Source organism: Borreliella japonica (assembly GCF_900099615.1).
Classification (GTDB): domain Bacteria; phylum Spirochaetota; class Spirochaetia; order Borreliales; family Borreliaceae; genus Borreliella; species Borreliella japonica.
On the sequence record NZ_FMTE01000002.1, the window covers coordinates 397,586 to 418,099 of the forward strand.

Consider the following 20,514-nt stretch of genomic DNA (forward strand, 5'->3'; position numbering starts at 1 on the left):
CTTTAAACTAATTTAATAGAACAACCAATCTTTATTGCAAGGTTTTCGGCCGATTTAGAAATTTTAGAAACCTCCAAGGAAACTTTTTTTGTAAGCTCGCCATTAGACAAAATCTTAATTTTTTTATTTTTCTTTCTTATAAGTTTATTTTCAAGCAAACTATCATAGTTGACCACCTGTCCATCCTTAAATTTTTTATCTATATCTCCAAGATTAACAATTGCATATTCTAATTTATAATTATTATTAGAGAAACCTCTCCTCGGCAATCTTCTATAAAGAGGAGTCTGCCCACCTTCAAATCCAAGTCTTGGCGAAGTATTTCTTGCTTTTTGGCCCTTTTGCCCTCTCCCAGAAGTCTTACCAAGTCCTGAACCTGGACCTCTGCCAACAATCTTACGTCGCTTATTCGCCCCCTTAGGTCTTAATAAGTTAAACATTACTTACCTCGCTTAATAAAATCATATTAATAGTCTCGTTAAGCATGCCTTTAATAGATTTATTTAAAAAATGTACCTTTTTATCGCCTATTTTATTCAAACCCAATGCTTTTAAAACTTTGACCTTTTTATTTAATTTTCCAATAAGACTTCTTACAAGAAAAACTTGCACATTAATATTATTTTTAGAAATAATTTCCCTATTCTTTTCCATTCTTTTAATAAAACACTTATTTTTAGACCTGGACCTTGAAGCATTAAACCTAGATTTCTTTAGTTGTAACCTTAATTTCCTTTTAATCATATACTAACCCCATAAAGTTTTCAAAGTTTTCCCTCGCATCTCTGCTACTTTTTCACCATCCAAAACTAAATCAAATGCCTTGAAAGTTGCTTTTACTACATTCATAGAATTATTAGAACCAAGAGATTTACTCAAAATATCATGAACCCCTAAAGCCTCCATCACAGCACGAACAGGGCCCCCTGCAATAACACCAGTACCGTGGGTAGCTGGCTTGATTAAAACTTTAGCTTTTTTAAAACAACCAATAACCTCATGCGGTAATGTTCCTTTTCGAATAGGAACAAATTTCAAATTTTTCCTGGCACTTGTTAAACTTTTTTTTATTGCATCACTAGCATCATTGGCTTTACCAAAGCCCCAACCAACATGCCCTTCTCCATCTCCAACAACCATGAAAGCAGCAAAAGAAAATCTTCTCCCGCCCTTAACAACCTTAGTAACTCTGTTGAGTGATATTAATTTTTCTATCTGCTTTCTCTGAGCCTGAACATCTACCATAAATACACTCCCTTAAATATTAATACCAAACTCTCTCAAAGAAGTTGCAAAACTTGCTATAAGTCCATGATACCTATAACCATTTCTGTCAAAAACAAGATTATTTATACTTTTCTCCTTAAGCCTTTTGGCAAGAACTTCTCCAAGTTTTTTTACATCATCAATATTTTTACTTAAATTAAGACTTTTTTCAATAGTAGAAATACTTGCAACAGTATGCCCCTTGCTATCATCTATAACTTGCACATAAAAATACCTATTAGATTTAAATACAGTAATTCGTGGCCTACTAGCTACCCCACGCCCTATTTTATCCTTTATTCTTTTTTTACGCCTAAGCTTTCTCTGCTCTGCTTCTTTTATTTTTTTCATAATTATTAACCCAAAATTTATTTTTTTACACCAGATTTTCCAACTTTTCTTCTAATAACTTCATTATCATACTTAATACCCTTTCCTTTATATGGCTCTGGTTTTTTTAAACTTCTAATCTCAGCAGCAACTTGACCAACTTTAAACTTGTCTATTCCTTCAACAGAAATTTTAGTATTACCGTCAAGCTTTACAGTAATACCATCTGGAATAACGTATTCAAATTGGGTTGAATAACCAAGACTTAAAAAAAGGCTATTACCTTGTTGTTCTACCCTATACCCTATGCCATTTATAGTAAGAGATTTGGAAAATCCTTCAGTTACTCCTTTTACCATATTAAAAATCAAACTTCTGTAAAGACCATGGTAAGCTTTTGCTTTTTTATCATTAAAAACCCGATCAATAATAATACTGTCATTCTCAACTTTAACATTAACACTGTCTTTTACATTTTGAACTAATCTTCCCCTAATACCTTCAACTATTACTAAATTGCCTTTAACATCAATCTTAACAGCATCTGGAATCTTTATTGGAAGTCTTCCAATACGTGACATATATCCCCCTATTAAACTACCAAACTGAGCAAATCAACTCACCACCTATTTTTTCATCTTTAGCTTTCTTGCCGGTAATAACACCTTGAGAAGAAGATACAATTAATATTCCATATCCATTCTTTATTCTTGGCATATTTTTATATGAAGAATAAATTTTTCTACCAGGAGTAGAAATGGCATCTATTTTGTTTATAACAGGATTTCTTTTATTGTCATACTTTAACAAAACCCTAATAAAAGCAATTCCTTCTTTTTCTAAAAAATTAAAATCCTTAATATAGCCCTCTTCTTTAAGAATGTTTAATATTGACTTATTCATATTAGACATCTTTAAATCTACAGATCCATGCTTAACTCTACTTGCATTCCTCAATTTAGTTAGCATATCTCCTACCGAATGAGTAATCGCCATAAAATCCCCTTACCAACTTGATTTTGAAACGCCAGGAATTAATCCTTCAGACGCATACTTCCTAAAACATATTCGACACATACAAAAATCTCTCAAATATCCTCTTGGACGACCACACAATTTACATCTATTATTCCGTCTTGTTTTATACTTAGGCTTCCTTAAAGCCCTGATAATCATTGATTTTTTAGCCATATACCTTATAAATCCCTTTAATTATTAAATGGCATTCCAAATTTCAAAAGCAAAGCCTTGCTTTCTTTATCATTTGAAGCTGTTGTCACAATTGTAACATTCAAACCAGATATTCTCTCTATTTTATCATAATCTATCTCGGAAAATATTATTTGCTCTGTTATACCAAAAGAATAATTCCCATTACCATCAAAAGCATCACCTTTGATTCCCCTAAAATCCTTAACCCTTGGCAATGCCAAATGAATAAGCTTATATAAAAATTCATACATTAAATTGCCTCTAAGCGTAACTTTAGCACCTATTTCTTGCCCTTGCCTAATTTTAAACCCCGCTATTGCTTTTTTTGCTTTTGTCTTTACAGCTTTCTGACCGGTTATCTGAGCAAGCTCCAAAGCTGCAGAATCTAACAACTTCTTATTCTTGATAGCTTCACCAACACCTGCGGAAATTACTATTTTTTCAAGCCTGGGAACTTGCATTATAGATTTATATTCAAATTCCTTAACAAGCTCTTTTATGACAATGTCTTTATAATATTTCTTCAATTCAGGAACATAATTCATAAACTCTATATCCTCTGCCCATTTTTTTTAAGATATCTTATTTTTTCATTATTTTCAAATCTAATACCTAACCTTGAAGAAGTTCCTTTGATAAATATCATCACATTTGAAATATCTATAGCGGCCTCCTTATCTATTATTTTACCTTTTTCTTGGGGCGTCCTAGCTTTGATAACTTTTTTAACCATATTACAAGACTCAACAATAACTTTATTTTTTTTTCTATTTATACTAGCAATCTTGCCTATCCTTCCCCTATCTTTTCCAGAAAGAATTTTTACGCTATCACCTATCTTCAACTTTGTCTTCACGAAACCCCCTTTTGCTATATCACCTCTGAAGCCAATGATACTACCTTCATAAAATTAGCATCCCTAAGTTCTCTTGCGACAGGACCAAATACCCTTTTACCCCTAGGGCTCAAATTAGCATCAAGTATCACACAAGCATTATCATCAAACCTAACATAAGTTCCATTCTTACGTCTTATTTCTTTAGAAGTTCTAACAATTACAGCCTTACAAACATCTCCTTTTTTAACAGAAGAATTAGGAATTGCTTGTTTTACTACAATGGTTATTATATCCCCAATTTTGGCATAACGCCTTTTACTACCGCCAAGAACCTTAATACATTGAGCAACCTTGCCACCAGTATTATCAGCAATTGTTAAATAAGTTTGCATCTGAATCATAATCAACCTCCTTTAGAAAAATAAAAGCTATTTTAATTTTTCTAAAACCTCAACAAGAGACCATCTTTTATCCTTACTAATAGGTCGAACCTCAATAATTCTTACCTTATCGCCAACCTTTGAAACTTCTTTGTCATCATGCGCCTTAACTTTCTTAATAACCTTTAAATACTTACGATAGATTGGATGCATCTTTCTCTGAACAATTTCTACTACTATAGTCTTAGACATTTTGTCACTAACAACTTTACCAATTAATTCTTTTTTATTCTCTCTTGCCATATTCAAACCTTTCTAATACCTAATTCATATTCACAAATCATTGTATTAAGTCTTGCAATATCACGTCTAATCTCTCTTTTCTTTAAAGGATTTTCAACATGACCAACAACAGACTTGAATCTTAAATCTAAATACTCCTTCTTTAATTCTAGCCTTTTAGCCTTCATATCCTCAAGAGTAAAATTCTTAAAATTTTTTAACATAATTACCTCAAATCTCGCCTTACAACAAACATGGTTTTTACTGGAAGCTTAGAACTAGCAAGTGACATAGCCTCTTGAGCAAGCTCTTCCACAACTCCAGCCATTTCAAACATAACAGTGCCAAGCTTAACAGGAGCATTCCAATGATCAACACCCCCTTTGCCCTTACCCATTCTAGTTTCAGCCGGTTTTTTGGTATAAGGAATATCGGGAAATATTCTTATCCAAACTCTCCCGCCTCTTTTTATTTTACGAGTCATTGCTATACGAGCAGATTCAATTTGTCGAGCAGTAATAAAATTTGTTTCCAAAGAAACAAGTCCATATTCACCAAAAGAAATTTTATTACCCTTTTGAGCCTCTCCAGATAATCTTCCCCTTTGCTTTTTTCTATATTTAACCTTTTTTGGACTTAACATCTAATTATCCTCCAATATTCTGCTAATTAGAATCTACCCTTTCTTTAGAGAAAGACGAATTAAATTTATTTAAAAGACCTACTTCGTCTTTAGACAATCCATCTTTTTTATCTAAAGTTCTAATTTGTTTTTCATTAGTGGCCTTCTCTCTGTTATTTAAAATTTTATCAAAATTTTTAACAGTCCCACCTCTTTCCCTAAAAGGTTTTTTATTTATTACCTGACCAGCATCAGAATTGGTTTGTCTACCTAAAACTTCACCTTTGAACAACCAAACTTTAACTCCAATAATGCCATAAGTAGTTTGAGCTTCAGAAAACCCATAATCTATATTAGCTCTAAGAGTATGCAAAGGAACCCGACCTTCCTTAACTTCAAAGCTTCTTGCAATCTCAGCTCCACCAAGTCTACCAGCAATTTTAATTTTTAGCCCTTGAGCACCTTTCAACATAGAAGTAGAAAGAGACGATTTTAGAACTTTCCTATAAGACACTCTATTTTCTACTTGTTTTGCAATCCCATTAGCAATAATTTTAGCATCAAGCTCCGGTCTTTTAACCTCTTTAATTTTAATACTAATCTTTTTAGAAATCTTTTTAGTCAACAATTGACCAATCTTTTCAAGATTAGAACCTTTAAGCCCTATTACAGAGCCAGGTCTTGGAGTAACAATTACTACTGTTACTTTTTGAGGATTATTTCTAATTATTTCTATATCAGAAATATCAAATTTGATCCCTTTAAGAAACTTCATAATTTCTAGTCTTATTAAAAAGTCTTCATGAAGAATTGTAGAATACAATTTTTTATCAAAATACCACTTTGATTTCCAATCCTTATTAATTTTCAACCTTAAGCTATATGGATGTACTTTTTGGCCCATGCTTTATCCTTTAATACCTTTTTTTTCGTCAACTTCAACAAAAATATGGCAATTTCTATTAACAAGCCTATCAGCTCTACCTCTAGCTCTAGGCCAAATCTTTTTACGACGACGTCCATCATCAACCATAACTATTTTAACAAATATCATGTCCTCGGAAAGATTTTTATTGTGATACATCGCATTTGATGCTGCTGATTTAACAACTTTTTCTAAAAGCTTAGCTCCTTTGTTAGGCATAGAACAAAGCACTGCAATAGCTTTAAGATAAGACTTTCCCCGTATATTGTCAGCTATTGGCCTAACCTTTTTTGGAGAAGAGGGTAAATTTTTGCCCTTTGCTGTATATCTTCTATCTAATAACATAACTACTTTACTTCCTTCCCTTTTTATCTGACTTGGCATGTCCTCTAAAAATCCTTGTAGGTGAAAACTCACCAAGCTTATGCCCCACAAGATCCTCAGTAATATAAATAGGTATAAAAGTCTTCCCATTGTATACAGATATAGTAAGACTTACCATTTCAGGAATTATTGTTGAAGATCTGGAATAGGTTTTAATAACAACCCTTTTTTCACTTCCAAAAGACGATAAAACTTTTTGATAAAGACTCTTTTCTATAAAAGGTCCTTTTTTAATAGATCTTGCCACTATATTCTCCTACTTATTTCTTTTTTTAATAATAAATTTATCTGAATATCTCTTTTTCTTACGAGTTTTATAACCTTTAGTAGGTTGTCCCCAAGGAGACACGGGATGACGACCTCCAGAAGTTTTTCCTTCACCACCACCATGCGGATGGTCAACAGGATTCATAGCAACACCTCTAACCTTAGGTCTTCTACCAAGCCACCTACTTTTGCCAGCTTTACCTATAGAAACATTTACATAATCTTCATTTCCAATTTCACCAATTGTTGCAATACATTTTTTAAAAATTAATCTCATCTCACCAGACGACAATTTTACAGTGACATAATTTCCATCAGAAGCAAGTATCATAGCATATCCCCCAGCACTTCTTACAAGCTGTCCACCCTTTCCTACATTAAGTTCAATATTGTGAACAGTTCTTCCAATAGGAATATTTTCAAGGGGCAAGGCATTGCCAATTTTAATTGGGGCATTCGGACCACTTTCCAAAACATCTCCAACCTTAATGCCTTTAGGAGAAATGATATATCTTTTTTCTCCATCTTTATAAACAAGCAACGCTATGTTAGCACTTCTATTAGGATCGTATTCAATAGAAGCAACTCGAGCGGGAATGCTAAATTTATCTCTTCGATTAAAATCAATTAACCTATATCTTCTCTTATGTCCACCACCTCTTCTTCTAATACTAATCCTACCAGAAGAATCTCTGCCCGATTTAAATTTTTTACCTTTTGTTAAAGATTTCAAAGGATCATTACCTTTGCTCAAATCATCAAAAGATAAAGTCGTCTTATAGCGCAAAGAAGAAGTTTTTGGCTTATAAGTCTTAATACCCATATTTATTTTTCTCCAAAACCACTAAAAAATATCTATTTTATCTTCCTTTTTAAGATAAACATATGCCTTCTTCCATGAAGAAGTTTTCCCTTTACCTATAGGATATCCTCTTCGAGACACCACAACCTTGGCTTTACTTTTAATATTAAGCAAATTACACGACACTGGAGTAACATTGAAAAGTTCTTTTATTGCTGCACCAACCTCTTTTTTATTTGCTCTCTTATTAACCTTAAAAACATAAACATTAATATTTTCCCTTTGAGTATTGGTTTTTTCAGTAAGCATAGGTGAAACTATTATATCATAAGCTTTCATACTTATCCTCAACATCTTTTTTTTATTTAACGTAAAACTCATTGAGCTTGTTAACAGCAGATTCCAGAGCTATTAAATTCTTAGCATAAAACAAATCAACAACTCTAAGTTTATTAAAAGACAAAATCTTCAAATCTCTTATATTTTTGCCAGCCCTTTTAATCATCTGATCATCGTTGCCCAAAAGAATAACTACCTTGCCATTAAAACTTGCAAAATTTTTTATTATTAAAGCAAGATCTTTTGTTTTTCCTGATTCAATATTAAAATTTTCAATAACTTTAAAACTATTTTCATCAGCAGCACGCAAACTCAATACAGACTTAAATGCAAGTCTTTTTACCTTTTTAGGCAATCTGTAGCTATAATCTCTAGGTTTTGGCCCTAATGCTATGCCTCCGCCAATCCAAACTGGATTTCGCTTTGTACCCACTCTAGCCCTACCGGTTCCTTTTTGCTTCCAAGGCTTTTTAGAACTACCCCTGACCTCTGATCTGGTTTTAGTTGAAGATGTTCCAACCCTAATATTAGACAACTCATTTTTTATAGCATTATAAATAGAACCATGACTAATTTCTATATTAAAAACTCTATCATCCAAATTTATAGTCCCAATCTCTTTCCCATCTTTAGAAAAAACTTTTCTTTCCATACTAAATACCTACTTTTTAGATTTCTTAACGACAACAAAAGAACCTTTAGCCCCAGGTACAGCTCCTTTTACTAGGATAGCTCTCTTTTCTTCATCAATTAAAACAACTTCAAGATTTTGAATAGTTTGTTGATTTCCACCCATTCTACCAGCCATTTTGGTCCCTTTAAATGTTCTTGCGGGAGTAGTAGCTTGTCCTGTTCCACCAAGATGTCTATGGAATTTTGATCCATGAGAAGATGGCCCACCACTAAAATTATACCTTTTCATAGCCCCTTGAAAACCTTTACCTTTAGTGATACCTGTAACATCTACACACTTAACTGACTTAAAAACATCGACCTTAATCTCATCACCAGCTTCATACCCCTCAACCCCCTTAAGCTCTATTACATATTTTTTAGGCTCAATATCTTTTAAATTTTTATACTGACCTCTTATAGGTCTTGAAACTTTAGAACCCTTAAGATCAACAGAACCTGCTATAAGAGCGCTATAACCATCTCTATCAACTGTTTTCTTCCCTATAATATAATTGGGCTGAAACTCTATAACAGTAACAGGAACCACAATGCCATTTTTCTGAAATATCTGAGTCATGCCAACTTTTTTTCCAATCAATCCCAACATTAAAACACCTCAAATTCATATACTTAAAATATCATTTACTGTTTAATATCTACCTCAACACCTGCTGGAAGCTCTAATTTCATTAAAGAATCCATTAACGCAGAAGTGGGCTCTAAGATATCAATAAGCCTTTTATGAGTTCTCATCTCAAATTGCTCTCTTGATTTTTTATTAACATGAGGAGAACGTAAAACAGTATATTTTTTTATTTTTGTCGGCAAAGGGATTGGACCCTTAATCTGGGCCTTAGCCTTATGAACAGCCTTAACAATAGACTCAGCACTCTGATCTAATATTTTAACATCAAAACTAAATAATCTTACGCGTATCTTATCTTTAGCAATCAATTTATTCTCCTAAACTTTAGAGAGTATTAAATATATCTCCAAAGCCTTAAACTATTCCAATATCTCAAGAATTCTTCCTGAAGCAACAGTTCTCCCACCTTCTCGAACAGCAAATTCTACATTTTTATCCATAGCTATTGAAGAGATCAGCTCAACAATAATATCAACATTATCACCTGGCATAACCATTTCTTTGCCCTCTAAAGCAACAACGCCAGTAACATCAGTTGTTCTAAAAAAGAATTGTGGCCTATATCCTGGGAAAAATGGCTTATGCCTACCGCCTTCTTCTTTAGTCAAACAATAAATTGAAGCTTTAAACTTCTTGTGCGGAGTAATTGTACCTGGAGCTGACAAAACTTGTCCTCTTTCAATATCTTTTTTATCAACTCCTCTCAAAAGAAGACCAACATTATCCCCTGCTTGACCTTGCTCAAGAATTTTCTGGAACATTTCAACACCAGTAACAGTGGTTTTTCTAGTTTCTTTAATACCAACTATTTCAACTTCTTGACCAACCTTAATAATACCTCTTTCAATACGCCCAGTAGCAACGGTGCCTCTTCCTGAAATAGAAAATACATCTTCAACAGCAAGCAAGAATGGCTTGTCAATATCTCTTTCTGGAAGATCAAAATAATTATCCATAGATTCAAGAAGCTCTTTAACACATTTTGTAGATTCAGGATCTTCTGGATTTGACATAGCCCCAAAAGCCGAACCCTTGATTATTGGAGTATTAGCTGAAAAACCATATTTTTCAACAAGCTCTAAAACTTCAACTTCGACAAGTTCAACAAGTTCAGGATCTGCCAAGTCTAATTTATTTAAAAAAACTATTATTTTTTTTATTCCCATTCTTTGAGCAAGAAGCAAATGCTCTTTTGTTTGGGGCTCAGCACCACTATCAGCAGCAACTAAAAGTATCGCTGCATCCATTTGAGCTGCTCCTGTAATCATATTTTTTATATAATCAGCATGGCCTGGACAATCCACATGAGCATAATGCCTATTAGCTGTTTCGTACTCAATATGCCTAGCATTAATTGTTATTCCTCTTGCTTTCTCTTCGGGTGCATTATCAATATCTTCATACTTTAATGCTTTTGCATCTTTATTTAATTTTGAACAATAAATACTAATGGCCGCTGTTAATGTTGTTTTACCATGATCAACATGACCTATTGTTCCAACATTCATGTGCGGTTTTGTTCTTTGAAAAACTTCTTTTGCCATGATTAACCTCCTAAATCTCCTCACATTCTAAATAGCTACTTGCATTTAATCTCTTTTAAAAATTTTAAAAAATTTATTCTTATCAAAATAAGAAAATAGCTACAAATAATCAAAAAAATAAAAAATCAATTTTTAGAAATTGACCCGCACTGCGTGTTTTTCTAAAAAACTTTAATAGCTTTAAAATTTTAAACATTTTATAAAATATAGTCAATATGCTTAAACTTTTAAACTCAATTAATCGCGCATATAATAGCATTAAGAATCAACATGAACTTCATATTAACTAAAAAAAGCACAAAATACTAAAAAATAAGTTTTAAAAACATCTACTTAAAATAAGAAATGTTCAATTAATACTCTTAAAAACATGAAATTAAAAACAGTAATAAATAGTTTTTGAATCCAGCCGCCATTGAAAATTAATCAAACATCTTTATTTTATAAAAAAGGTTAACACTAACCCAATAAAAAAATATAATAAAAACAATGAAAACTCAAAAATTTGAGCTTAAATTACTACCAATACTTACAATTTCTAGCATTTCAATTGTTTTTACGTCTTGCATTAAAACAAGCACAATAAAATCAAAAGAACATGCAAAAGAAATTACCTATCTTATTAGCACTATAAAAACTAATAAAAAAGTAGAAATAGTGGGCTACAAGTCTGACAGCAAAAATAATCTAATAATCACTCTTAAAAACAAAAGTAAAGAAAATATAAATGCAAATTCATTAGCAATTTTTAAAGAAGGAAGCAAAACAGGTGAATTAATCAAAGAAAAACTTAATGGATTTGAAACAAAAACTTTTCATTTGAAAACTAAAATCAATACTAAAAGAAAAAACATATTATATATTTTTGAAAAACAATAACAAAGAAGAGCAATTTAAAACCAAAATTATTAAAATTAATAAAGCTTAAAATAAACTTTATTTCAAGTAAAAATATTACACTCAAAAATAGATTAAAAAAAACAACCTAAAAGCTATTTTAAAGGCTAAAAACATTGATTTGTTAAAAACAAAATCAATCATTTCCTTTTAACAAATATAAATAAATCTTAATTGCTATTTGTATTTTTTAATTAAGATGGGTTTAGTCCAATAACGATTGCAAGTAAAAATAACTAAAATTATAACTGCTAAATAATTTGAAATTATAAAAGCATAACCTAAAGAATTTTCAATTATGCCAAAATACTGAAAAATAAAAACTACTGGAAGACGAATAAGCCATAATCTAATAAAAATAATAATCATTGCGATTTTTGTCCTACCAGACCCAATAAGCCCTGCAAAAAATACCTGTTGCAAGCCATATCCAAAAGTACCAATAGTTGTTAACAATAAATAATTATTAGCATAATTTAAAACTTCCAAATCATTTGTAAACAACTTTAGTATAAACTGTTTATTAATAATAACAATCGAATTTATTATTAATAAAATGACTAAAGAAATAAAAAATCCCTTTTTCAAAACTTCTCCCACTCTATTGATTTTCTTAGCACCAAGATTTTGACCAACAATTGAAATAATTCCAGTACCAATTCCCATAGCAGGAAGAAATAAAAAAGAAATAATAGTATTTGTAAGTCCATACGCTGCTAGAAATTTGGGACTAATCTCAATAACGATATAATTGAAAATAAAAAAAGACAATGAAACCATTATTTGCCCAAAAGTTGAAGGTAATCCTAAATTAACAATTTCTTTAATAGATCTTATATCTAGCGCTAAATCCTTCGGATAAATTTTTAATCCACGGTTCAGTCTGTAAGTCAAAAATAAATAAAAAGCAACGGTTAGCAATTTTGAAAATAAAGTAGCCCAAGCGGCCCCAGTAATACCCATATTAAAACTAAATATTAAAATTGGATCAAGAATAAAATTAACAATATTGGCAAATAAAACTATTGTCATAGAAAGGATAGTTTCTCCTTGGGCATTTAAAATATATGTAATTGAAATGCTTAAAAACATAATAGGTATTCCAAAAATTGTCACATAAAAATAAGCCCTTGAAAGTTCTTTAAGCTCACCTTTTACACCCAATAAATCTAAAAGATGCTCAATAAAAAAAAAAGCACAAATAGCAACAAATAAAGATAAAACAAAGTTTAAAACAATAAGTTGCCCTGCATACCTTGAAAAACGAGAAAAATTTCCCTCTCCTATACATTTTGAAATCAAAGAAATGCTTCCTGTAGACATGCCCATAGCAATAGCCATAATAAAAAAATTTACAGGACCAGCAAGTGAAAGCGCTGACAAAGGCATAGCTCCAAGCTTACCAACATAGAACATATCAGTAAGATCATAAAAAGCTTGAATAATATTAGTTATAACAATAGGAAAACTTATTAAAAAAAGAACTTTGTATAAATTGCCATTCAATATTAACTCTCTAGTCTTACTCTTATCTGTAGACATAAAATTCTATCCTTATCTAAAATATTTTTTTATAAAAAATCTAAACTCAAATTTATCAATTAATAATAAAAAAGTATTTAGTTTTTAATTTAAAAAATTAAAAACTAATATGCAACGTCAAAAAATTAGCAATTGACATGTTATGCGCTACAATAGTCAAGATACAAATAAAGTCTATTAACCCTCTACACCAAAAAAATCATATCCAAAATCAGAAAAATTAAAACCATTCACGCAATTAAAGCTGGACAATAAACACTCATTTAGAATGATAATTAATATTATAAAGACAAAAATTAAAAATCAGAACTACCTTTGTAAATTTTTCTCAATCTAATGTCAAACTATTGACTTTTAACTTTCTTGATTTTTGCCCCTAAATTAATTAGTTTGCTAACTACATCTTCGTATCCTCTTTCAATTTGATAAACATTTTGAATCTCACTGCGACCTTCAGCAACAAAAGCAGCAATAAGAAGAGACATTCCTGCCCGTACATCCGGAGAAGATAAAACATTGCCCTTAAGAGGAGATTTACCCGTAACTACTACACGGTGTGGATCACAGAGTACAATTCTAGCCCCCATTTTTATTAACTTATCTACAAAAAACATCCTGGATTCAAACATCTTCTCAAAAACAAGGACTGTGCCTTCTACTTGAGTTGCAGTAACTATAATAATACTCATAAGGTCTGTTGGAAAGGCTGGCCATGGACCATCATCAATTTTTGGAATGTGCCCACCAAAATCTAGCTTAACTTTTAATTCTTGTTTATCTTTTACATATACATTGTCCCTATCATATTCAAAATTAATACCAAGTCTTGAATATATATGCCTAATTAACCTGAAGTGCTGAGGATCCGCTTTTTTAATTTCCAACTCACCCCCTGTTAATGCAGCAAGGCTAATCAAAGAACCAACTTGCATGAAATCGGCTCCTATTCTAAATATGGTTCCACTTAATTTTTTTACACCCTTTATTTCTAAAACATTTGAACCAATTCCCAAAATATTAGCGCCCATTGAATTTAGCATATTACACAAATCTTGAACATGTGGCTCACAAGCAGCATTCATAATAACGGTATTTCCTTCGGCAAGAACTGCAGCCATAATGATATTTTCTGTAGCTGTAACAGAAGCTTCATCTAAAAACATTTCAACTCCAACAAGCTTATTGGCCTTTAAAACGATCCTTCCATCTTTTTTACTTAACTTAGCCCCCAGCTTACAAAGACCGTAAAAATGAGTATCAAGTCGCCTCTTTCCAATCACATCTCCTCCTGGAAGCGCCATATCTATTTCTCCAAATCTAGAAACAAAAGGTCCTAATAAAAGTATGGAAGCTCTAATTAAATCCGTAAGAGAAGAATCAATTTCTGTTTTTACAACATTTAAAACTTTTATTTTTAAAGCATTTCCCTTTCTTTCGATCTCTGCTCCTATATCACTTAAAATATCCAAAACAACTTTCACATCATTAATATTAGGGATATTTTCTAAAATAACATCTTCATCGGTAAGCAAAGCGGCTAAAATACAAGGTAAGGCAGAATTTTTATTACCGCTAGCTGTAATTTGACCACCTATCTTAAAACCACCTTCTACAATATAACTATCCATAATCCATCCTCCTATACATACTATACATAAGAAAACCAATAAAAATAAATCATACAGATAAGATCAATTAAACTTAAAAAAATATCTGAAAAAAAATAAATATTAAAAAATATCCACATCTTTTAAACTTGATTTATAATCTATATATTCTCTAACAGCCTCTACAGAAAAAGAATGCCCATCCTCATCGATATCAATTAAAACACCGTTAAAGCCAATCCCTTCCCAAGATTCATTAAATTTCTGATTTAAAAATCCTTTCAAAAATTTATCTATCTCTAAATTAGGATCATATCCAATAACGCTGTCCAAACTTCCAACCCTGCCTAAATCAGTTATAACAGCAGTATTATCTAAAATTCTCAAATCAGCTGTTAAAATTCTTTTCCCGGTTCCAAGACAGGCACTAACCCTTGATTTTAGATAAAAAAACAAAGCATTAACTTCAGCAGTAGTATTTGAATCAAAAAGAACAATAATATTGTTTGTTTGCATTTTGATTCTTTTATAAAAAAAATCAAAACTATAAAAAGGATGATTAAATTTATACTTAGTTACTCCTGTTTGACCTACAATTCTCATCACAGCCAATTTTTTACCATTAACATTATAAATAAAATAAGAATATCCTTTTAATTTTGAAGGACAATTTAAAGGCTTTAAAATAAAATTATACTTATCAAGATCATCGGACAAATCGGATCTTGCAAAAGCATTTTCACCTAAGGTTAAAACATCAACTCCATACTTCTTCAATAAAAAGGCATGCTTCTTGCCAAGTCCTCTTAAACCAGTAGTAAAATTATTGCCAGATATTACAAAATCAATTCTATTTCTAATCCTAAAGGATGATAAAAAAGATTTTATTGCAATAATTCCAGCTTTACCAACAACCTCTCCAGAAATTAAAACCCTTAAAGACACAAAGCCTCTCTTTTTATTGATCTAGTTCAAACAACTTAATGAGAAAACTTCTTACAATAAAAATTGACACAAAATATCCCACCAAAACAGCAAAAACAATCATCATGAAAATCAATATAAATTGCAAATAAGGCTTTACGATAATATTAAACCTAACAACCAAAAGAAACTCTAAAAAAAAAACTAAAAGCATTAAAGATAAGTTCATTAACATGCATAAAATAAAACCCAAAATCTTCATGTATTAAACGCTTTTCTTTTTATAAAAAAAATCATAAACCAAAAATAAAATCATTCCTATAACAACATAGCTATCTGCAAGATTAAAAGTAGGCCATCTGTCAAGTCCAAAAATTCCATAAAATTTGAAATCCAAAAAATCTACAACTCCAGAAGGTCTAAACAACCTATCAATAACATTTCCCACTCCCCCTGAAAAAATTAATAAAAGTGAAATCCTGACAACACAATTTTTCTCTTTCAAAGAGAGATAAAAAACAAATATTAAAATTAAAATGGGTACTGCAAGAAAAAAAAATTTTTTCAAACTATAATGGATATTAGAACCTATAGAAAATAAAATGCCTGTATTTCTTACATGTATTATTCTAAAAAAATTCTCAAAAAAGGAAAAATATATTGAACCCAATTTGACATACTTCACAACCAAATACTTAGAAAGTTGATCAAAAAAAATCAAACTAATAATAAATACAAAAATATTGAAATATTGCTTACTTTTAGCGCTCATACAAAAATCCTTATAAATTAGTATTTCTATAGATAAATTTAACCTCTAAATCTTCTTGAATTTTGAAATCTTCCATTAATTTAATTAAGCCAAAAGTTTCAGTAAAATAATGACCTGCAAAAATCAAACTCACACCGCATTCTTCTGCTAAAGAATATATTTGATGAGAAGTATCTCCGGTTATAAACAAATCTACACCATGATATAAAGCCTCTTCAAAAAAAGAGTACCCAGAACCACTAACAATCGCAACCTTATTCACCGATTCTTTAAACTTTTTCGAAAAAAGAATATGCTTATTTTCCTTTTTAATTTTTTCTAAAATTTCAGAAAAATCAAAATCAGAATCAGCAATAATTCCCAGATTAAACCCTCCATAATTTGCAAAAGCAAAAGGATTTTTTAATCCTAAAAAATCTGAGAATACCTTACTGTGGGAATAAACAGAATGAGCGTCCATAGGTAAGTGCACTGAATAAAGAGCTAAATTATTTTCAATCAAGAATTTCATTTTATCATACATATTAGAAACAATGCGCTCTTTTTTTGACCAAAAAATACCATGATGAGTAATTAAAAAATCATTTCCCCTTGCTTCCTTTAAAGTTGAATAGCTAGCGTCAACCGCAAAAGCAATCTTGTTAGCCTTGGCATTAAGATTACCTACTTGAAGACCATTTAAATTTTTATCAAAATGTTCATACTTCTTTATATCAAAAATTAAATCCAGTTTAAAAGACAAATCTCTCACATTCAAATTAAATTCTCCAAATTAAAGCATAACTTTGACCTTCTTTTAATCTTCTATAAGAATAAAGATTTTTCAAACAATACGTACAAAGTTTTGAATTATAAATATTTAAATTAAAACTAGAAAGCAAATTTAAATTAAAACTAGCATTATCAAAGTACATTTTATCATCTTTTACAGAAAAAGCAGTATTTAATAAACTTTTGCTAAATTTATTACTTACTTCTTCCAAGAAAGCTTCAGAAACCTCATAACAACAAGATCTGTTATGGGGTCCAAAAACAATTTTCAAATCTTCAAAAGATGATTCCATTTTTTCAAACAAAAACAACATTTTTAAAATAATCAATTTAAAACTTCCTTTATATCCACTGTGAACAAGTCCTATAATTTTTTTCACTGAATCATAAAAGTATACTGGAAGACAATCCGCAAAGTAAGCAACAAGAGCTACATCTAAAGAGCTAGTTATAAGACCATCTCCTTCTTGAAAATTTACAAAATCATCTTCAACTTTATAAATAATATCTGTGTGCAATTGCTTTAAATATTTTATTTTCTTTGACTTAGGAACAAAGTTGAAATTATCATTACTAAGTTCTTTTAAATTTAGATTAAAAGGTTTTTTAGTATAAATCATTCTAACATCATCAGCTACCCTAAATTCATAATAAAGTTCATGATCTATTGTTTTCATAATCTAAATTCTTCTCCCAAATAAAGCTTTTTGGCCTTTTCGCTGCTTATTATATAATCAACATCACCCTCATCAAGTACTTGCCCCTGATAGACAATATAAGCTCTATCGATTATATCAAAAGCATCCCTTACATTATGGTCAGTAATAAGAACTCCAATGCTTCTTTCTTTTAAAATTTTTATTATATTCTTTATGTCTCCGATCGCAATAGGATCAATACCGGCAAAAGGTTCGTCTAAGAGCAAAAAATAAGGATTTACGGCCAAAGCTCTTGCTATCTCTGCCCGTCTTCTCTCTCCACCAGAAAGGGTATAAGCTTTTTGGCTTTGTATTCTTTTTATCTCAAATTCTTTAAGTAAATTCACAAGTTCTATCTTACGCTCAGCCTTAGACAGATCTTCTCTTCTCTCTAAAGCAACCATAATATTCTCTTCAACTGTAAGTTCCCTAAAAATTGAAGCATCTTGGGGTAGATACACGATTCCTATCCGTGCGCGCTCATACATATTAAGAAATGAAATGTTATAATTATTTATTAAAACCTTGCCCGCATTAGGCCTAATAAAGCCTACAATCGTATAAAATGTTGTTGTTTTGCCAGCTCCATTTGGACCTAAAAGTCCTACAACCTCACCTTTATGAATGTCAATCGAAATGCCATTAACAGCAAATTTCTCACCATACTTTTTAATAATGTTATCTGCTCTTAAGACAACATTATTAACAGAATTAAGGTTAAGACTTTCCTTAATCTCTTTTATTTTATTTTTTTTCTTAAGAAACATCATTTTCAACCTGAGTAAACTCCCCCTCAACATCTCCCTCAAGTTTATACCTATTAGTATTTGTATTAAAAATTATTCTAGAAGCAGAATAATGGTTATCTTTCTGATAAATCACTGGAACTCCCTCAAGAATTATTTCTTTTTCTTCTTTATTATAAGTCCCACTCTCAGCTCTTGCGAAAGTATCGTCTTTATATATTTTAACAGAATATTGCATAATATAAACATTCGATTTATTACTGCCCTCAACTCTTTCTGCTTTAATGAGCATACTGTTTTCCAAGTCTTCAAGCTCAACCCCTTTTTGAAGATAAAAATTATCCAATTTTCTATTAAAAAACAAAAACTGGGCCTTAACATGCATCTTATTTTTATAATCCTCATAAAAAACATTGCCTCGAGCTTCAAGATATGAACCATTTTCTCCATAAATTTCAATTTCATCTGCTCTAAGTTTAAAATCTAACGAAATAACCTCTGAATTCCCTTTTAAAACAATTTTCCTATAAAAAGAAGACACTATTCCTTGTGCAAAATCTGACTTAAAGGTAAAATTAGCACCTCTTTCTTCATTTTCCTTAATTTTTTCAGACTCAGGCCTAGATTCTCTTTGTGCTGCTTGAATATTACTAATAAAAATAATAAAAATCCATATTAAAATTAAATCCCTCAATTCATGATTCCTTCAACCCCAGAATCAAAATAAAAAACATTGCTCTTTAAAAAATAAGAAAATCCTTTTCCTTTTATTTTGCTATCATTAAACCTAATTAACACTAGCTCATTTGGTGGGGATTGCAACTTCTTGTCTTTCTCCTTCCATAAAAGCCTATTTGAATTAAGCAAATAATAATTATTTTTATCCTCTATTTTAAATTCTACAGAATCTCTCATATCCAAATCCTTTGTAATATAAGAACCTTCTAAATTATTAAACTTCCCTGAAATTTCATTATCTAGAGAATAATATAAAAATCTTCCATTTTCTGCCTTATAAATTTTATAATCATTAAAATAACTAAAACTTAAAGACTCTAAAACAGTTTGTTCTTTATTGTATACAACATCATAATACTTGATTCCTAATATTTCTATTGAAGGAAACTTTTTAGCCACATCAGACCTATTAGAATATTCATCATAATCAAAAGTACAAGCAAAAAACAAAAATAACGAATAAAGCCTAAGTATTTTCATAAATATTTTCCACAAGATTAGAAATTTTCTATTTAAATTGACAATCTATTAAGCATAACAATATAACATTAAAAACTTTATCAAATATAATTTATTTATATAATCAATTATAATGTAAAAAATAAAAGCAAAATAAAAATACCACCCTTAAGAATAGTTTTCTGTATAAAAACTCTCCTAAAAATACAAAAAATTGAAACAAAAATACAAAAATTGCTCTTATTTTAGATAAGTATTAAATTGTAAATTTAATACTTATCTCTTTAAAGAAATGGATTATAAAAATTAACAATAATAATGCTCACATTCATCATCTCTTTTATAGTTTAAAATTTCATTATCTTTAAACCAAATCGGTATTTCACGAATCGCATCTACCTCATTTGCAGATGCATGAATCACGTTATAAACTGAAAAACCTTTTTCATTTGAATACCTAAAACTATGATAAGCAAAATCTCCTCGTATTGTTCCGGGAATGGCTAATTTTGGTTCAGTAGCACCACAAAGTTTCCTAACAACCTCAATGCTTTCAACCCCTTCAACAACAAATGCAAAAACAGGAGATTTAGAAATAAATTTAATTAAAGATTTCCAAACCTCTTCACTATGCCTAAAAGCAATATCATCATACAAATAATGTTTTTTTGCTATGCTCTCATCAACAACAAGCATTTTAGCAGCTACCATTTTTAAACCTACCCTTTCAAATCTAGAAACTACATCGCCAATTAAACCCCTTCTAACCCCATCTGGTTTAATAATACATAAAGTTTTTTGCAATAACATTGACATAAAATCCTCCCAAAATTTAGGACATGTATTTT

At 30.5% G+C, this 20,514-nt stretch carries 34 protein-coding genes; 1 reads left to right on the top strand and 33 read right to left on the bottom strand.

Features of this window, described 5'->3' with window-relative positions; genetic code table 11:
• Window positions 1-2: 2 nt before the first annotated feature.
• The 22 genes from rplO to tuf are packed head-to-tail and all read right to left on the bottom strand — an operon-like array spanning window position 3 to window position 10,512.
• Window positions 3-440, bottom strand: coding sequence for a 50S ribosomal protein L15 (gene rplO, locus BLO14_RS01780; protein WP_091972122.1), 438 nt, complete (start codon window positions 438-440; stop codon window positions 3-5).
• Entirely contained in the window at window positions 433-744 is a 312-nt protein-coding gene (gene rpmD / locus BLO14_RS01785; protein ID WP_091972124.1) for a 50S ribosomal protein L30, read from the bottom strand. The genes rplO and rpmD overlap by 8 nt, the downstream gene beginning before the upstream one ends.
• A gap of 3 nt (window positions 745-747) precedes the next feature.
• Window positions 748-1,245 carry a 30S ribosomal protein S5 gene (gene rpsE, locus BLO14_RS01790; protein ID WP_091972125.1) on the bottom strand — a complete coding sequence of 166 codons (498 nt, stop codon included), beginning with the start codon at window positions 1,243-1,245 and terminating at the stop codon, window positions 748-750.
• 12 nt (window positions 1,246-1,257) lie between these two features.
• Window positions 1,258-1,617, bottom strand: coding sequence for a 50S ribosomal protein L18 (gene rplR, locus BLO14_RS01795; protein ID WP_091972127.1), 360 nt, complete (start codon window positions 1,615-1,617; stop codon window positions 1,258-1,260).
• A gap of 17 nt (window positions 1,618-1,634) precedes the next feature.
• The gene (gene rplF / locus BLO14_RS01800; RefSeq protein WP_091972129.1) at window positions 1,635-2,177 is read right to left on the bottom strand and encodes a 50S ribosomal protein L6; all 543 of its coding nucleotides are present in this window, start codon (window positions 2,175-2,177) and stop codon (window positions 1,635-1,637) included.
• A 16-nt stretch (window positions 2,178-2,193) separates the two neighbouring features.
• Window positions 2,194-2,592, bottom strand: coding sequence for a 30S ribosomal protein S8 (gene rpsH / locus BLO14_RS01805; RefSeq protein ID WP_091972131.1), 399 nt, complete (start codon window positions 2,590-2,592; stop codon window positions 2,194-2,196).
• 9 nt (window positions 2,593-2,601) lie between these two features.
• On the bottom strand, window positions 2,602-2,787 hold the full coding sequence (locus BLO14_RS01810) for a type Z 30S ribosomal protein S14 (protein WP_091972133.1): 186 nt from the start codon (window positions 2,785-2,787) through the stop codon (window positions 2,602-2,604).
• Between the two features lie 17 nt (window positions 2,788-2,804).
• A complete protein-coding gene (gene rplE, locus BLO14_RS01815; protein WP_091972134.1) occupies window positions 2,805-3,353 on the bottom strand; it encodes a 50S ribosomal protein L5 in 549 nt (182 codons plus the stop codon).
• Window positions 3,354-3,358: 5 nt separating this feature from the next.
• A complete protein-coding gene (gene rplX / locus BLO14_RS01820; RefSeq protein WP_091972139.1) occupies window positions 3,359-3,664 on the bottom strand; it encodes a 50S ribosomal protein L24 in 306 nt (101 codons plus the stop codon).
• Between the two features lie 14 nt (window positions 3,665-3,678).
• Window positions 3,679-4,047 (bottom strand): 50S ribosomal protein L14, encoded by a 369-nt coding sequence (gene rplN, locus BLO14_RS01825; RefSeq protein ID WP_091972141.1) that lies wholly within the window; start codon window positions 4,045-4,047, stop codon window positions 3,679-3,681.
• A 27-nt stretch (window positions 4,048-4,074) separates the two neighbouring features.
• Window positions 4,075-4,329, bottom strand: coding sequence for a 30S ribosomal protein S17 (rpsQ, locus tag BLO14_RS01830; RefSeq protein ID WP_091972143.1), 255 nt, complete (start codon window positions 4,327-4,329; stop codon window positions 4,075-4,077).
• Between the two features lie 2 nt (window positions 4,330-4,331).
• The gene (gene rpmC, locus BLO14_RS01835; RefSeq protein WP_002557077.1) at window positions 4,332-4,532 is read right to left on the bottom strand and encodes a 50S ribosomal protein L29; all 201 of its coding nucleotides are present in this window, start codon (window positions 4,530-4,532) and stop codon (window positions 4,332-4,334) included.
• 2 nt (window positions 4,533-4,534) lie between these two features.
• A complete protein-coding gene (gene rplP, locus BLO14_RS01840; protein WP_091972145.1) occupies window positions 4,535-4,951 on the bottom strand; it encodes a 50S ribosomal protein L16 in 417 nt (138 codons plus the stop codon).
• Between the two features lie 22 nt (window positions 4,952-4,973).
• Entirely contained in the window at window positions 4,974-5,834 is an 861-nt protein-coding gene (rpsC, locus tag BLO14_RS01845) for a 30S ribosomal protein S3 (RefSeq protein ID WP_091972147.1), read from the bottom strand.
• Between the two features lie 3 nt (window positions 5,835-5,837).
• Window positions 5,838-6,200, bottom strand: a complete 363-nt coding sequence (rplV, locus tag BLO14_RS01850; protein ID WP_091972150.1) for a 50S ribosomal protein L22 — start codon at window positions 6,198-6,200, stop codon at window positions 5,838-5,840.
• A 7-nt stretch (window positions 6,201-6,207) separates the two neighbouring features.
• A complete protein-coding gene (gene rpsS, locus BLO14_RS01855) occupies window positions 6,208-6,486 on the bottom strand; it encodes a 30S ribosomal protein S19 (RefSeq protein WP_002557073.1) in 279 nt (92 codons plus the stop codon).
• Window positions 6,487-6,495: 9 nt separating this feature from the next.
• Window positions 6,496-7,329, bottom strand: coding sequence for a 50S ribosomal protein L2 (rplB, locus tag BLO14_RS01860; protein ID WP_091972152.1), 834 nt, complete (start codon window positions 7,327-7,329; stop codon window positions 6,496-6,498).
• A 21-nt stretch (window positions 7,330-7,350) separates the two neighbouring features.
• Window positions 7,351-7,647: a 50S ribosomal protein L23 gene (rplW, locus tag BLO14_RS01865; protein ID WP_091972154.1), complete on the bottom strand. Its 297-nt coding sequence runs from the start codon at window positions 7,645-7,647 to the stop codon at window positions 7,351-7,353.
• Window positions 7,648-7,669: 22 nt separating this feature from the next.
• Window positions 7,670-8,299 (bottom strand): 50S ribosomal protein L4, encoded by a 630-nt coding sequence (rplD, locus tag BLO14_RS01870; RefSeq protein WP_091972156.1) that lies wholly within the window; start codon window positions 8,297-8,299, stop codon window positions 7,670-7,672.
• A 9-nt stretch (window positions 8,300-8,308) separates the two neighbouring features.
• A complete protein-coding gene (rplC, locus tag BLO14_RS01875) occupies window positions 8,309-8,929 on the bottom strand; it encodes a 50S ribosomal protein L3 (RefSeq protein WP_091972158.1) in 621 nt (206 codons plus the stop codon).
• 35 nt (window positions 8,930-8,964) lie between these two features.
• Window positions 8,965-9,276 (bottom strand): 30S ribosomal protein S10, encoded by a 312-nt coding sequence (rpsJ, locus tag BLO14_RS01880; protein ID WP_091972160.1) that lies wholly within the window; start codon window positions 9,274-9,276, stop codon window positions 8,965-8,967.
• Between the two features lie 51 nt (window positions 9,277-9,327).
• A complete protein-coding gene (gene tuf, locus BLO14_RS01885) occupies window positions 9,328-10,512 on the bottom strand; it encodes an elongation factor Tu (RefSeq protein ID WP_091972162.1) in 1,185 nt (394 codons plus the stop codon).
• Window positions 10,513-11,001: 489 nt separating this feature from the next.
• On the opposite strand from tuf, the gene BLO14_RS01890 reads away from it, so the two are divergent.
• Window positions 11,002-11,391 (top strand): hypothetical protein, encoded by a 390-nt coding sequence (locus BLO14_RS01890; RefSeq protein WP_091972164.1) that lies wholly within the window; start codon window positions 11,002-11,004, stop codon window positions 11,389-11,391.
• A gap of 195 nt (window positions 11,392-11,586) precedes the next feature.
• Here the strand turns inward: BLO14_RS01890 and BLO14_RS01895 are convergent, their stop codons facing one another.
• From BLO14_RS01895 to BLO14_RS01945, 11 genes are all read right to left on the bottom strand, one after another.
• Window positions 11,587-12,951, bottom strand: a complete 1,365-nt coding sequence (locus BLO14_RS01895; RefSeq protein ID WP_091972166.1) for an MATE family efflux transporter — start codon at window positions 12,949-12,951, stop codon at window positions 11,587-11,589.
• Between the two features lie 344 nt (window positions 12,952-13,295).
• Complete coding sequence (gene murA, locus BLO14_RS01900; protein ID WP_091972167.1) at window positions 13,296-14,579, bottom strand: UDP-N-acetylglucosamine 1-carboxyvinyltransferase; 1,284 nt, start codon at window positions 14,577-14,579, stop codon at window positions 13,296-13,298.
• A gap of 102 nt (window positions 14,580-14,681) precedes the next feature.
• Window positions 14,682-15,503 carry a TIGR00282 family metallophosphoesterase gene (locus BLO14_RS01905; RefSeq protein WP_091972169.1) on the bottom strand — a complete coding sequence of 274 codons (822 nt, stop codon included), beginning with the start codon at window positions 15,501-15,503 and terminating at the stop codon, window positions 14,682-14,684.
• Window positions 15,504-15,516: 13 nt separating this feature from the next.
• Window positions 15,517-15,696 carry a hypothetical protein gene (locus BLO14_RS06105; protein WP_091972304.1) on the bottom strand — a complete coding sequence of 60 codons (180 nt, stop codon included), beginning with the start codon at window positions 15,694-15,696 and terminating at the stop codon, window positions 15,517-15,519.
• A 51-nt stretch (window positions 15,697-15,747) separates the two neighbouring features.
• A complete protein-coding gene (gene lspA, locus BLO14_RS01915; RefSeq protein WP_091972171.1) occupies window positions 15,748-16,254 on the bottom strand; it encodes a signal peptidase II in 507 nt (168 codons plus the stop codon).
• A gap of 10 nt (window positions 16,255-16,264) precedes the next feature.
• Entirely contained in the window at window positions 16,265-17,011 is a 747-nt protein-coding gene (locus BLO14_RS01920; protein ID WP_091972173.1) for a Nif3-like dinuclear metal center hexameric protein, read from the bottom strand.
• A gap of 1 nt (window position 17,012) precedes the next feature.
• Window positions 17,013-17,702: a peptidoglycan editing factor PgeF gene (pgeF, locus tag BLO14_RS01925; protein WP_091972175.1), complete on the bottom strand. Its 690-nt coding sequence runs from the start codon at window positions 17,700-17,702 to the stop codon at window positions 17,013-17,015.
• Complete coding sequence (gene lptB / locus BLO14_RS01930) at window positions 17,699-18,490, bottom strand: LPS export ABC transporter ATP-binding protein (protein WP_091972177.1); 792 nt, start codon at window positions 18,488-18,490, stop codon at window positions 17,699-17,701. Before lptB ends, pgeF begins: the two co-directional genes overlap by 4 nt.
• Window positions 18,480-19,163, bottom strand: coding sequence for an LptA/OstA family protein (locus BLO14_RS01935; RefSeq protein ID WP_091972179.1), 684 nt, complete (start codon window positions 19,161-19,163; stop codon window positions 18,480-18,482). The genes lptB and BLO14_RS01935 overlap by 11 nt, the downstream gene beginning before the upstream one ends.
• A complete protein-coding gene (locus BLO14_RS01940; RefSeq protein ID WP_091972181.1) occupies window positions 19,160-19,687 on the bottom strand; it encodes a hypothetical protein in 528 nt (175 codons plus the stop codon). The genes BLO14_RS01935 and BLO14_RS01940 overlap by 4 nt, the downstream gene beginning before the upstream one ends.
• A 285-nt stretch (window positions 19,688-19,972) precedes the next feature.
• Window positions 19,973-20,482, bottom strand: a complete 510-nt coding sequence (locus tag BLO14_RS01945) for a nucleoside-diphosphate kinase (RefSeq protein ID WP_091972182.1) — start codon at window positions 20,480-20,482, stop codon at window positions 19,973-19,975.
• Between the last annotated feature and the right edge of the window lie 32 nt (window positions 20,483-20,514).

Coding starts and splice junctions, on each gene's coding strand:
- BLO14_RS01940 (WP_091972181.1), bottom strand. CDS start 19,687: ATGAAAATACTTAGGCTTTATTCGTTATTTTTGTTTTTTGCTTGTACT.
- rplR (WP_091972127.1), bottom strand. CDS start 1,617: ATGAAAAAAATAAAAGAAGCAGAGCAGAGAAAGCTTAGGCGTAAAAAA.
- rpmC (WP_002557077.1), bottom strand. CDS start 4,532: ATGTTAAAAAATTTTAAGAATTTTACTCTTGAGGATATGAAGGCTAAA.
- rplE (WP_091972134.1), bottom strand. CDS start 3,353: ATGAATTATGTTCCTGAATTGAAGAAATATTATAAAGACATTGTCATA.
- lspA (WP_091972171.1), bottom strand. CDS start 16,254: ATGAGCGCTAAAAGTAAGCAATATTTCAATATTTTTGTATTTATTATT.
- rplF (WP_091972129.1), bottom strand. CDS start 2,177: ATGTCACGTATTGGAAGACTTCCAATAAAGATTCCAGATGCTGTTAAG.
- rplO (WP_091972122.1), bottom strand. CDS start 440: ATGTTTAACTTATTAAGACCTAAGGGGGCGAATAAGCGACGTAAGATT.
- BLO14_RS01895 (WP_091972166.1), bottom strand. CDS start 12,951: ATGTCTACAGATAAGAGTAAGACTAGAGAGTTAATATTGAATGGCAAT.
- rplN (WP_091972141.1), bottom strand. CDS start 4,047: ATGATTCAGATGCAAACTTATTTAACAATTGCTGATAATACTGGTGGC.
- pgeF (WP_091972175.1), bottom strand. CDS start 17,702: ATGAAAACAATAGATCATGAACTTTATTATGAATTTAGGGTAGCTGAT.
- rpsC (WP_091972147.1), bottom strand. CDS start 5,834: ATGGGCCAAAAAGTACATCCATATAGCTTAAGGTTGAAAATTAATAAG.
- rpsE (WP_091972125.1), bottom strand. CDS start 1,245: ATGGTAGATGTTCAGGCTCAGAGAAAGCAGATAGAAAAATTAATATCA.
- rpsQ (WP_091972143.1), bottom strand. CDS start 4,329: ATGGCAAGAGAGAATAAAAAAGAATTAATTGGTAAAGTTGTTAGTGAC.
- BLO14_RS01810 (WP_091972133.1), bottom strand. CDS start 2,787: ATGGCTAAAAAATCAATGATTATCAGGGCTTTAAGGAAGCCTAAGTAT.
- rpmD (WP_091972124.1), bottom strand. CDS start 744: ATGATTAAAAGGAAATTAAGGTTACAACTAAAGAAATCTAGGTTTAAT.
- rplC (WP_091972158.1), bottom strand. CDS start 8,929: ATGTTGGGATTGATTGGAAAAAAAGTTGGCATGACTCAGATATTTCAG.
- murA (WP_091972167.1), bottom strand. CDS start 14,579: ATGGATAGTTATATTGTAGAAGGTGGTTTTAAGATAGGTGGTCAAATT.
- rpsH (WP_091972131.1), bottom strand. CDS start 2,592: ATGGCGATTACTCATTCGGTAGGAGATATGCTAACTAAATTGAGGAAT.
- rplP (WP_091972145.1), bottom strand. CDS start 4,951: ATGTTAAGTCCAAAAAAGGTTAAATATAGAAAAAAGCAAAGGGGAAGA.
- rplD (WP_091972156.1), bottom strand. CDS start 8,299: ATGGAAAGAAAAGTTTTTTCTAAAGATGGGAAAGAGATTGGGACTATA.
- tuf (WP_091972162.1), bottom strand. CDS start 10,512: ATGGCAAAAGAAGTTTTTCAAAGAACAAAACCGCACATGAATGTTGGA.
- rplV (WP_091972150.1), bottom strand. CDS start 6,200: ATGTTATTAGATAGAAGATATACAGCAAAGGGCAAAAATTTACCCTCT.
- rplB (WP_091972152.1), bottom strand. CDS start 7,329: ATGGGTATTAAGACTTATAAGCCAAAAACTTCTTCTTTGCGCTATAAG.
- BLO14_RS01945 (WP_091972182.1), bottom strand. CDS start 20,482: ATGTCAATGTTATTGCAAAAAACTTTATGTATTATTAAACCAGATGGG.
- BLO14_RS01890 (WP_091972164.1), top strand. CDS start 11,002: ATGAAAACTCAAAAATTTGAGCTTAAATTACTACCAATACTTACAATT.
- rplW (WP_091972154.1), bottom strand. CDS start 7,647: ATGAAAGCTTATGATATAATAGTTTCACCTATGCTTACTGAAAAAACC.
- BLO14_RS06105 (WP_091972304.1), bottom strand. CDS start 15,696: ATGCTTTTAGTTTTTTTTTTAGAGTTTCTTTTGGTTGTTAGGTTTAAT.
- lptB (WP_091972177.1), bottom strand. CDS start 18,490: ATGTTTCTTAAGAAAAAAAATAAAATAAAAGAGATTAAGGAAAGTCTT.